Source organism: Candidatus Coatesbacteria bacterium (assembly GCA_014728225.1).
In the GTDB taxonomy this organism is placed as follows: domain Bacteria; phylum RBG-13-66-14; class RBG-13-66-14; order RBG-13-66-14; family RBG-13-66-14; genus WJLX01.
This window is the reverse complement of record WJLX01000063.1, coordinates 1-9112: the sequence shown is the minus strand read 5'-3', so window position 1 is coordinate 9112 and position 9112 is coordinate 1. Positions and strand designations below refer to the sequence as shown.

Here is a 9112-nt window from a genome sequence, read left to right as displayed (position 1 = left end):
CATCAGGAAGACGGTTTCCATTTCGGTGTTGAGCTTGCGGTTGGCCAGGGCCATACGGAACTCGTCCTCGAAGTCGGTCATCCCGCGCACCCCGCGGATGACGACGTTGACCTCGAGCTCGCGGGCGAACTCGACCAGCAGACCCTCGAAGGGTCGGACCTCGACCCGTCCGTCGTGGGGTGTCACGGCGGCGCGCAGCATGCTGACGCGCTCTTCGAGGCGGAACAGGGGGCCTTTGGCGGGGTTGGCGGCGACGCCGACGATCAGGCGGCCGAAGATGTCCACGGCGCGCTGGACGATATCCAGGTGGCCGTTGGTGACGGGATCGAAGGTGCCGGGAAACAGGGCGGTTTGCACGGCGGTCCCCCCTAGAGCTGGGTCATGCGGGCCAGGAAGTCGGCGTTGTCCTTGGTTCGTTTGAGCTTGGCGAGCAGGGTCTCCATGGCCTCGACGCCGTTCATTCCGGCCAGGGCGTTGCGCAGGATCCAGATTTTGGAGACCTCCTCCTCGGTCAGCAGCAGCTCCTCGCGCCGGGTGCCGGACTTGTTGAGGTCGATGGCGGGCCAGATGCGGCGGTCGGCCAGGCGGCGATCGAGCACCAGCTCCATGTTGCCGGTGCCTTTAAACTCCTCGAAGATCACCTCGTCCATGCGGGAGCCGGTCTCGATCAGTGCGGTGGCGATGATGGTCAGCGAGCCGCCCTCTTCGATGTTGCGTGCCGCGCCGAAGAAGCGTTTGGGCTTGTGCAGGGCGTTGGCGTCGACGCCGCCGGAGAGGATCTTGCCCGAGTGGGGCACGACGGTGTTGTAGGCCCGGGCCAGGCGGGTGATCGAATCGAGCAGGATCACCACGTCGCGACCGCATTCCACCAGGCGCTTGGCTTTCTCGATGATCATCTCGGCCACCTGGACGTGGCGCTCGGCGGGTTCGTCGAAGGTGCTGGAGACGACCTCGCCCTCGACGGAGCGCTGCATGTCGGTGACCTCTTCGGGCCGTTCATCGATCAGCAGGACGATCATGTAGACGTCGCGGTGATTGGTGGTGATGGCGTTGGCGACCTTCTGCAGCAGGACGGTCTTGCCGGCCCGGGGCGGTGAGACTATCAGTGCTCGCTGACCCTTGCCGATGGGGCAGAAGAGGTTGATTATCCGCAGGGAGTGATCGGGGTTCTCGGTCTCCAGGTTGAAGCGTTCCTGGGGGAAGAGCGGGGTCAGCTCGGAGAAGACGATCTTCTCGCAGGCCACCTCGGGTGTTTCGTAGTTGACGGCCTCGACACGGATCAGGGCGAAGTAGCGCTCGGATTCCTTGGGCTGGCGCACCCGGCCGGAGACGATGTCGCCCTTGCGCAGGCCGAAGCGCTTGATCTGGCTGGGCGAGACGTAGATGTCGTCGGGACCGGGGAGGTAGTTATAGTCGGCCGAGCGCAGGAAGCCGAAGCCCTCGGGCAGGATCTCCAGCACACCGTCGCCGAAGATGTTGCCGTCGTTCTCGGTCTGGGTGGCCAGGATCTTGAAGATCAACTCCTGTTTGCGCAGACCGCTGGCGCCGTTGACCTCGAGGGTTTTGGCGACCTTTTGCAGCTCGGTGATCTTCATGTTCTTCAGTTCACGCAGGTCCATGGTCATAGGCGTCGTTTGGGGAGGGGCCGTGAAGCGACCGAGGGGTGGTCTAAGGGCGGCGGGGGGTGGCTTCGTGGAGATGGTCCGGAGAGGGGGCGGGGTTGGGACCGAACTCGGGGACCACGGATTGCGTCAAGCGCGTACCGTAACGGTCCGGGGCGGTTCGTTGTCGGCGGGTGGGGTCTCGATGCTGGTATAAAAGTGGGTGGGGGCCGTCTCTTTTGCGGGAGTGCGGAAGGCTCGTTGCAGCGCAGGTTATCATAGCGGTCCGGCGGTGAGCTGTCAAGGACGCCTTGCCGCCCGTCCCGGCCTGTGCTAGACTGCCGGGGACCCGCCCCCATCCGGAGCCCGATGCCCCCGCGCCGCGCCCTCGCCCTCGCCTGTATCCTGAGCGCCCTGACGGGTTGCCGTCCCGCGGTCGGCCCGTCCGACGGCGAAGTCGAGTTGAGCGCCGCCGAGGCGGCCGCGGAGCTGGCAGACGCCGCCGCCCGCCTCGAGCGGGCCAAGGGGGTGATCAACCTGGCCGCCCAGACCCCGGAGGAGGTCCTGCCGACCTCGGAGCACGGGGTGGCCTTCGCCCGGCCGGATCATGTCTACATCGAGAGCTACGGCGCCCTGGGTGAATTGCTGTCCGTGACCCGGGTGGCCGACGGCCGCCTGGCCGTCTACTTCCCCGCCGACGATCTGTGGGCCGCCGGGGCGGCCACGGCGCAGAACATCGCCAAGCTGGTCGGCGCGCCCTTGGAGATCGGCCTGCTGGCCCGGGCCCTGCTGGCCGAGCCCCTGGTCGACGTCGCCGATCATCCGGGCACCATCCGCTACGTCGGTGATCTCGGTGACGGCCTGACCCGCCTGGCCTTCCGCCGGGCCGACGGCAGCCGCCAGCTGCTGGTCACCCTGGAGCCGGAGTTTCCGGCGCCCCGGGAACAGCAGCTCTACGACGCCGCCGGCGAGCCGGAGCTGCTGGTGAGCTACTCCGGCTACGAGCGGATAGGCGGGATTCCCCGTCCCGGCGTCGTCACCCTGGACGATCTGGCCGGTTCCGTGGTGACCGTCGAGTTCATCGAGCAGGAGCACAATCCGGAGCTGCCCGGGGCCGTCTTCGATCTCAGCCCGCCGGCGGGGGTACGGATCGTCGACCTCGATGCCTTCGAGCCCGCGGAGGATTGAGCGGCCGTCTGGCCGGCCGGACGGGGGGAGGTTCAGGCCCCGCCCGGCATGATACTTTTGGTGTAACGGTTTGATGGGGCGGGATGTTAATCCCGCCCGGGTTTGCCGGATGCCTGTTTCACGTAGGGCGGGGGCTCCGCCCCCCGCCGCGAATGTCAAAGGGGCACGGTTCGGCCTTGGCGAATAAACGGCGGGGACGACCCCGCCGTTGCTAAACATCCCTGTAGGACGCCCCCGGCCGGCCGACCGTCGGGGCGGGATGTTAATCCCGCCCGGGTGATGCTATATCAACAACTCGCTACCGGCCGACGACCCGGCCGACGACCACCCGGCGGCTGAGCGCCGCGCCTTGCGTCTCCAACCGCAGCAGGTAGACCCCGGCGGCCGCGGCGGCGCAGTTCCAGTTGACGGTGTGCCGTCCGGCGGGCAGTTCGCCCTCGCTCAGCACGGCCACCCGGCGCCCGGCCAGGTCGTAGACGCTCAGGCTGACGCGCTGAGCCTGCGGCAGCGTGAAGGCGACGCTGACGCGGCTATTCGCCGGGTTGGGGTACGGTTCGTCGAGGGCCAGCCGCTGCGTCTGCTCCGGCACGACGACGGCCGCCGTCGGCCCAAATCTTTGCACCTGGCCCGCGCTATCCGTTGCCTCTATCCAATATACGTAGCTCCCGCCGGGGGACACGTCGCGATCCAGCCAGCGGCGGGTCGTGCCGTCCAGCGAGCCCGACACGGCGACGGGATCATCCACCCCGCGCAGGACGCGGACACCGGCGGGCAGATCGCCGCTGATGCTCCAGCCCAGCAGCATGCCGTCGTCTTCAGGCGCAGCCGCCAGCTCGACGCCGTCGAGGCCGACATCATCGGGCACGTAGAAGCTCCAGGTCTCGCTGGACCAGGTTTCTTCATAACCGTCGGTGGCCACGACCTTCCAGTGGTAGGTCGTATCCGGGTCCAGCTCGGCGTCGCTGAACTGGTACTCGGAGTCGATCAGGCCGGTGAGCTCTTCGTGAGGATCGAAGTCGGCCTCGGTCGAGTACCAGAGGTCGTAGGTGATGGTCTCGCTTTCAGGGTCGGTCGAATCCTCCCAGTCGCACAGGGGGTAGTCGTCGACGGTGGCGCCGTCGGCGGGGCTGAGCAGGGAAAATGCCGTGGGAGATTGGTTGAGGACGGCGTGTTTGAGGTCAAAACCGGTGACTGATAAGTATGAGATATGCGGGTTCCCGAAATCGTCTAAAGCGATCGAACTGTCATAGCCTACGTTATCCTGCGAATCAACGGTTTCGATGTCCCAGCTCGAGCCGTTCCAGGCCGCGTGCTTGAGGTCCATGGTGTTTTCGTCGATGTAGGAGATGTGGGGGTTGTCGTTGTCGTCCAGGATCAGGGAGACACCGAGACCGGTATTGACGTTCTCCACGGTTTCAAGGTCCCAGCTCACTCCGTTCCAAGACGCGTACTTGAGCAGGTCGTTCGTCCAGTCGTAGTAGGCTATGCTTGGATTTCCCGTGCTGCTCAAGGCCAGGGAGGTGTATAAACCGACATCGTAGTCGACATCCACCGCCATGGTTAACCAGGTGGATCCGCTCGTGGTGGTGTAGAACAGATCACCGGCGGTCTCGAAATAATGGGAGATATGGGGGTGGTCGGCGTCATCGAGTTCCAATGAGCAGTAAAGGCCAAGGGCGTTGGCCGAGCCTATCGTTTCTATGTCCCAGCTCGCGCCGTTCCAGACCGCGTACTTCAGGTCGCTGTTGCTCCTGTCGTAATAAGAGATGTGCGGATTGCCGCTGGAATCCAGCGCCAGGGAGGTGTAGTCGCCGACCCAACCATCCGAGTCCACCGTCTCGATCTCCCAGCTCGCGCCGTTCCAGGCGGCGTACTTGAGATCAGCATTAGCGGAGTCCTGATAGGCGATGCAGGGATGATCGGAGCTGTCGAGCTCCAGGGAGGAATATTTCCCCACCTCGCCGGTGGTGTCTACGGCTTCGATGTCCCAGCTCGAGCCGTTCCAGGCCGCATACATCAGATCGGAGCTGCTGTGTTTGTAGTACGAGATATGAGAGTTGCCGGAATCATCAATGGCCAGAGAGGTGAACCTGCCGGTGTTTCCATCAGCATCAACGGTTTCGATCATCCAGGTGTCACCGAGGGCCACGACGGCCATAACAAGCATAATGACTAGGTTGAGCGCTTTCATCCGCTGAGCCTCCTTATGCTGTGCGGCTGCTGTGAATGTGGGGAACGAGGAGGGTTTATTTATAGCCAAGTTAGATGATAGCACATTCAATCGATTGATAACTTGTCATTATGCTCGGGCAACAATGTCAGTATTAGTTTCAAATAGCGACGAGCCCCGCGGGGCTCGTCGCTACATTGTTGTTCGGTGCTGTCAAGTGGGACTAACCGCAGACGGCTTCGACGATGGCCGGATCGACGGCGTACTTCTGCAGATAGGCCCGGCGGTCGCGGCGCAGGTTCTCGACCCAGGCCCGGTACTCGTCCAGCCGCCCGTGCTTGTCGAAGAACAGGACGGGGTTGAGGATCTCGGCGGGGACCTTCTCCAACAGGGCCTTGTTGTCGGGATGGTCGACGTCGGCGATCAGATAGCCGAAGTCGGGGTCTTTCTTCCAGGCCACGGCGTCGGTCAGCAGGGCCTCGAGCATGGCCGAGGAGTGGCGGATCTTGATCTTGAGCGCCTTGCCGGCCTCGACGTCCAGGGCGTCGCCGCCGACCCAGCCGGTGTTCATCGCCCAGGTGACGAGCTGGGGGATGGTCTCGAGCAGCTCGCTGAAGCGGGCGGGTTGGAGGGAGTTCTTGCGCGGGAAGAAGGGCTGAGTGAAGGGGCTGCGGGTGCGACCGCGCTCCTTGCCGGCGGCCGAGGTCTTGGTGGTCTCGCCGAGCATGAAGTAGCCGGCGGCCTGCCGGGGCGTGGCGAAGCGCACGATGCCGGGGAAGGCGGCGTCCGGGCCCTCGTCGCGGTTGAGGATGCCGATGAACTCGAGGGGCGGGATGTCGTCGAGGTCGGCGGCGTCCTTGATGGTCTTGAGCGGGATGATCGAGCGGCCGTTCTGGGTCCAGACGAGGAAGTCCCAGCCGTCGGCGGGGATGTCGTACTCGTCGACGACGTCGTCGATGGCGACTTCGCCGTTGATGTAGGCGTCGACGTTCTTCTCTTCGGCGCCGGTGGCCAGCAGGATCTCGCGGTAGCGCTCGACGTCTTCACGGCTCAGCCGGCCCTTGGAGAAGTCGAAGCCGCCGTCGGCGTTCATGTAGACGTTCTCCAGCCAGGAGTCGGGGTCGACGCTGCCGTCGTAGATGACGGGCTCCATCTCGCGGGTCAGGCCGTAGGTCTTGGCGAAGCAGCCGTTCTCGGTGATCGAGATCTCGCCGCCGGGCCAGAGGGTGATCATGTCGTCCTGGATGGGCCGGGTGACCTCGCCCTGCTTGGAGAAGGTGGTGGTGGTCTTGCCGGTGCCGGAGAGGCCGAGGACGGCCATGGTGACGCGCTTGCCGTCGATGGTGACGGCCTTGGCGCCGGAGTGCAGGGTCAACCCGCCGCGCCGGTAGGTGTACTCGTTGAGCATCCGCAGGCCGCCCTTCTTGCTTTCGCCGAAGTAGTCGGCCCCGATGACGTAGGTGACGAAGTTCTCGAGGTCGACGATCATCGCCTGGCCCTGGGGCATTCCCGCGGCCTCGAGGCCGGGGACCATCACCAGGCGGAAGGTGGGCGCGAAGGGTTTAGCCAGCTGCTCCGGCGTCTCGACCTCCTCCCGGGGGAAGCACATTACGCTCTGCATGGCGGCGACGTTGGCGATCTCCAGACCGTAGAGCCACTGGACGGCCACGGCGCGCTCGCCCCGGCCGATGTAGTTGTGGAGCTCGATCAGCTTGCCGGATTTTTCGACATAGTCCTTGACCGAACCGATCAGGCGCTCGGCGGCGGCGGCGTCGATGACCTTGCCCGAGTACTCGCCGGCCTCGCTCTGCGGGGCGATGACGTAGGTCAGCTGGGCCTTGCGGGCCTTGTTGCGGGTGATCTTGTCCAGGCTGCCGTAGGTGCTCTTGAGGACCGCCGGGGTGTGCTCGCGGGTCAGCTCGCGCAGCTCGTCCAGGCTCGGGTTGGTCAGGTACTCGACGTCGTAGGGATGCAGCTCGGCCGGGGTCGGACGGTTCATGGCTTCTCCAGTGACGGATGACGGCGGCGCGGTCCGCCGGGCGTTCGGGGAGCGGGGCTTGAAAACCGGAGGGGATGATAACATACCCCCCGGGGGCTTCCAAGACGGGGCCCGCCGGTGTTAACATCGCCCGGTCAAACCAACGGAGAAGGAAGCATGCTCTCGGCCGTCGCCCGTCTGTTCGTCCAGAACCTGCCCCGGTTGATCCCCGGCCGCGTCGTCCTCTGGGACACCGCCGAGGAAGCCCTGTGGCGCGAGCTGCGCCGGGCGGGCCGCGAACCCCTCGTCGTCGAGGACCGCCTGGAGGACCTGACCGGCGGGGAGGCCGACGAGGTCCATGCCGCCTTCCCGCCCCCGGACGACTACGGGGTCCTGCTGATCGCCATGAGCCGGGACCGCGAGCGCTCGCGCCAGCAGTTGGCCTGGGCCGCCCGTCACCTGGCCCCCGGCGGCAGCGTCCTCTTCGCCGGCGCCAACAAGGAAGGCATCAAGGCTTACAAGGACACCCTCAAGGCTTGCTTCGCCGAGGTCGAGGCCGAGATGCACAGCCACTGCCGGGTCTGGTTAGGCCGCAAGCCCCGGGAACTCGAAGAGCTGGACACCGACCCGCCACCGGCCTACGAGCTTCCCGGCCTGGGAACCGTCTACAGCCTGCCCGGCGTCTTCGGCCACCGGGGGCTCGACGAGGGCACGGCGGCCCTGCTGGAGTACCTGCCGGACCGCTGGCGCGACTGGCTGGTCTGCGATCTGGGCTGCGGCGCCGGTCCCCTGGCGCTCAAGGCCCTGCGCGGTGAAGCCCTGCGCGTCGACGCCCTGGATTCCTCCGCTGCGGCCCTGCGCAGCGCCCGGTCCACTCTGGCGCCCTTCGACAACGCCCGGGTGCTGCCCTGGCGGTTGGGCGATGATCCGCCCGACACCTACGACGCCGTGCTCTGCAATCCGCCCTTCCACGCCGGCGGCCGCCACGCCGTCAGCCTGAGCCGCGGCTTCGTCGAGGCCGCCGCCGACATGCTCGTCGACGACGGCGAGTTGTGGCTGGTGCTGCGCCGGGAGCTGCCCGCCGACCGCATCCTCGCCGGGCCCTTCAAGAGCACCGACAACCTCGACGACGGCGAGGGCCACCTGCTGATCCGCGCCGTCAAGGGCCAACCGGAGGAAGAGGACGGCGCGGGGATGGGTGGGGAAGAGCGGACCTAGTTACAGCTTATCGTAATACTGAACCGGGAGGGGGCGGCCCCTCCCGGTCGTCGTTTGCGGTTGCTTGAGCTACCCGTCCTCCTCGTCGCTTTCGTCTGTCGTTTCCAGCAATTTCTCGAGCTCATCCAGCAGGCCGCGATACCTGGCGGCTTCTTCCTCGTTGCCGGTCTGGGTGTAGAGCTCGACGAGGCTCTCCGCCGCGCCAAAATATTTGGACCAGTCCGGTGCTGGGCTTTCAAATGTGGCGGCAATGACGGCCTCGAATAACTCGATCGCCCGCTCGGTCCGGCCCCACTCCTTGTAAAACAGAGCCGTATTCGATGTAACGGTAACCGTGGTCGGGTGTTCCTTTCCCAATTTCTGTTCGAGTAACACCAGGGCCTTGTTGTAGAGGTCCTCCGCCTCGGCGTAGCGCCCCTGTTTTTGATAAAGCAAGGCCAGGTTGTTGTAGCTGTTTGCCAGGTCCGGGTGATCGGCTGGGAGTACTTTTTTCCTTATCTCCAGGGCCTTGTTATTGAGGTCCTCCGCCTCGGCGTAGCGCTCCTGGGATTCGTAAAGCCCGGCCAGGTTGCTGTAGCTGGTTGCGATGTCAGGATGATCTGCTTCGTAAGCGTTTTTCAGTATCTCAAGGGCTTTGTTGTAGAGGTCTTCCGCCTCGGCGTAGCGCCCCTGTGATTCGTAAAGCAAAGCCAGGTTGTTCATGTCTGTAGCGATCTCGGAATGGTTGTCGGGATAGATACTTCGGTCAATCTCCAGGGCCTTGTTGTAGAGGTCCTCCGCCGCGGCGTAGCGCCCCTGGGATTCGTAAAGCCCGGCCAGGTTGTTGTAGCTGGTTGCCAGGTACGGGTGATCGGCTGGGAGTACTTTTTTCCTTATCTCCAGGGCCTTGTTGTAGAGGTCCTCCGCCTCGGCGTAGCGCTTTTGGGTTTTGTAAAGCAAGGCCAGGTTGTTGTAGCT

7 protein-coding genes are annotated in these 9112 nt (G+C 65.0%); 2 read left to right on the top strand and 5 right to left on the bottom strand.

Going from position 1 to position 9112, the window contains the following annotated elements:
• A partial coding sequence (gene coaD, locus GF399_04865) for a pantetheine-phosphate adenylyltransferase (GenBank protein ID MBD3399644.1) occupies positions 1-357 on the bottom strand: 357 nt, incomplete at its 3' end.
• A gap of 11 nt (positions 358-368) precedes the next feature.
• A complete protein-coding gene (locus tag GF399_04860) occupies positions 369-1619 on the bottom strand; it encodes a transcription termination factor Rho (GenBank protein ID MBD3399643.1) in 1251 nt (416 codons plus the stop codon).
• Between the two features lie 351 nt (positions 1620-1970).
• Between GF399_04860 and GF399_04855 the strand changes: the two genes are divergently transcribed.
• Positions 1971-2789 carry a hypothetical protein gene (locus GF399_04855; GenBank protein ID MBD3399642.1) on the top strand — a complete coding sequence of 273 codons (819 nt, stop codon included), beginning with the start codon at positions 1971-1973 and terminating at the stop codon, positions 2787-2789.
• Between the two features lie 298 nt (positions 2790-3087).
• Here the strand turns inward: GF399_04855 and GF399_04850 are convergent, their stop codons facing one another.
• Positions 3088-4980, bottom strand: a complete 1893-nt coding sequence (locus GF399_04850; protein ID MBD3399641.1) for a T9SS type A sorting domain-containing protein — start codon at positions 4978-4980, stop codon at positions 3088-3090.
• A gap of 202 nt (positions 4981-5182) precedes the next feature.
• The gene (locus tag GF399_04845; GenBank protein MBD3399640.1) at positions 5183-7042 is read right to left on the bottom strand and encodes a phosphoenolpyruvate carboxykinase (ATP); all 1860 of its coding nucleotides are present in this window, start codon (positions 7040-7042) and stop codon (positions 5183-5185) included.
• A 72-nt stretch (positions 7043-7114) separates the two neighbouring features.
• Between GF399_04845 and GF399_04840 the strand changes: the two genes are divergently transcribed.
• Positions 7115-8155 (top strand): methyltransferase, encoded by a 1041-nt coding sequence (locus GF399_04840; protein ID MBD3399639.1) that lies wholly within the window; start codon positions 7115-7117, stop codon positions 8153-8155.
• 69 nt (positions 8156-8224) lie between these two features.
• Here the strand turns inward: GF399_04840 and GF399_04835 are convergent.
• A partial coding sequence (locus GF399_04835) for a tetratricopeptide repeat protein (protein MBD3399638.1) occupies positions 8225-9112 on the bottom strand: 888 nt, incomplete at its 5' end.